This window comes from Bacillus sp. P4_D3 (genome assembly GCF_056401855.1).
Map to the genome: position 1 here is coordinate 1 of NZ_JBFUIN010000534.1, position 2,174 is coordinate 2,174.

The 2,174-nt window shown below is 30.6% G+C and carries 2 protein-coding genes and 1 pseudogene; all 3 read right to left on the reverse strand.

Annotated features, from left to right (window positions below; translation table 11 throughout):
* Nucleotides 1-374 precede the first annotated feature (374 nt).
* Nucleotides 375-881 (reverse strand): DUF3902 family protein, encoded by a 507-nt coding sequence (locus AC1DTM_RS23710; RefSeq protein ID WP_088099172.1) that lies wholly within the window; start codon nt 879-881, stop codon nt 375-377.
* A 349-nt stretch (nt 882-1,230) separates the two neighbouring features.
* Nucleotides 1,231-1,971, reverse strand: coding sequence for a hypothetical protein (locus tag AC1DTM_RS23715; protein WP_088099173.1), 741 nt, complete (start codon nt 1,969-1,971; stop codon nt 1,231-1,233).
* 15 nt (nt 1,972-1,986) lie between these two features.
* Nucleotides 1,987-2,174: pseudogene (locus AC1DTM_RS23720) on the reverse strand (DUF58 domain-containing protein); the annotation flags it as partial.

Genomic DNA, 2,174 nt, shown 5'->3' on the forward strand with positions numbered 1-2,174 from the left:
ACTCAAACTTCACTGATCCGTCGGTTAAAGAAATACAATATCCGCAATGAAAAAGAATAGTGTTTTTGTTGTAGGGGATTAATTTTTATCTTAGCTTGATGCTTCTAAACAACTACAAAACTAGGTTATGCTACAGTTTGGCTTAGCCATACGAATAAAGCTATTAAATCTTGTGCTTGATACTTACTTGTCCTCTGTACAAATCCAACATCTCTAGCTAGATTCTGTAAAGTATTTGGGGATAAAAGACTTTGRATCTCCAGTGCAAATAATTGTAAGTCGTCAGATACAGTAACTTTATATTTATCATAAAAAAGAACGTGTTTTCATTTATAAACACGTTCTTTTAAATATTTCAAACCCTATATTCACTTTTACCATCCTGCACTAGCATTCATACCATTTCCAATAATAGTAAGAAATAACGGCCACAATACTGGTCCTAACGTAAGAAATATATTTAGAAGTATAAGTATTCTATATCCCACGGTAAAATTATGATTTTTACGATTTACCAATACTAAAATAACTAATAATATTATGGTCGTTAAAAATAAAAGTAGAATTAGCAACCAATACCATACCATTAAACTGAGACTCCATGGTGTTAATAGCTCGTGTATTATACCAAATGTGATTCCTAATACTCCAAAACTAAAGGTAGTAACTGTTGATTTTATAAGCAATTTATTTAATGTTTTTTCGTATGTATTTTTACAATATAAATCTATTAAAGTGTATAAAGATAAATATGCCATTAATACACCTATCCAAGACAATAGCCAGTCTCCGCCCCCTCTAAATAACATGAACAGCAGCCAACACATCCCTACTGCAGAAAAAGCAAAGGAAATAAGTATGCTTTTCAATACCGGTTTCATTATATTTTCACACCCTTAAAAATAAATTATACGTTTCTACTAAACTCATGTAATTTTTTATTAACATGCTACCCATTAATCGTTTAGCTTTAATGCATCCTTTTTTCATTTTATATTAATAAAACAAAGATACACTCATAAACAATTTAAGAAGCAATACTATACAAAGAGTTACATATAGCTTGTATATTCTTTTTCCATTGGTATAGATATAAAAAATTAAGTATACATTAACATGCAATTAAATATAAGTAAATAAAATTAATTTACAGTTAATTTTATTTACTTATATAATTTTTATATTCAGATTAACTCAGCCATCTTTTTTATTTTGATATAGTACATTCTACTATTCATGCAGCCCTTTCCCACCATCCTCTATCCACTTCATTGCTTTTTCCACATCTAATTCCGTATAAGTCTTTCCACCATATCGAACAGACTCATATAACGGAATGATATCTCTCGTTCTACAAATTCTTTTTAACCACTGTTGTATCGTTTCATAAGACCTTCTCTGTTCATGAAATGGTAAAGTCCTTTCCCATTCAACTAACGCTTTCCTTATCGTATCTGTAGGTAATGGTCGCTTTAATCGATGCTTCACTTTCTCGTTTTTTTCGGTTCTTACCGTATATTCTTTCGTTACCGATTGTTTCTCCTGTTCTATTTCTGATTTCATTAACTTTTTCCTAACTGATTTATAAAGAAAATATGTAATTACCGCTGCAATAACTACATAAAAAACTACAGTAATCCATGAATTTGAAAGAAAAGAAAATACGTCTCCCCATGAATTTTCCTTTTTAAAACCTTTAAATTTTTTACCCGTTGGCGTCCTATCCCTATTTTCTCCTACTTTTGTATTTTCCAAAGGTCTGCCAGTGCCATAATCTTCATTATTTTCATTGTTTATTGTTTCCTTATAAATTTTTTCAGATTTCTTCTCACTAAAAAAACGCTCTTTTACTATGTCTTGTACATGCACCACACCTTGTGATAACGATATTGCACAAATCGCAAAGAAAAGTATGATTAAAGCTCTTACACTCCAAAACTTCACTTTCATATACCGCTTTTTATTAACCATGACATAAGCCCTTTCTTATTCTTTAATTACAATCCATTTATTCGTTCTACTATATTTCTTTGGAGAAGTACCAAGAATTAAAGGAACCGCACCCAATTCCTTTCGACGAAATCCAGCTGTGTAAAAATAAGAAGATGATACAGGCGTATCTTGATCCGATATTGAGGCAAGTACTTTTAATACATTTTGCAAATGTTTCCGAT

Excerpts from the sequence above, each read along its gene's own strand:
- AC1DTM_RS23710 (WP_088099172.1), bottom strand. The coding sequence starts at position 881 with ATGAAACCGGTATTGAAAAGCATACTTATTTCCTTTGCTTTTTCTGCA.
- AC1DTM_RS23715 (WP_088099173.1), bottom strand. The coding sequence starts at position 1,971 with ATGGTTAATAAAAAGCGGTATATGAAAGTGAAGTTTTGGAGTGTAAGA.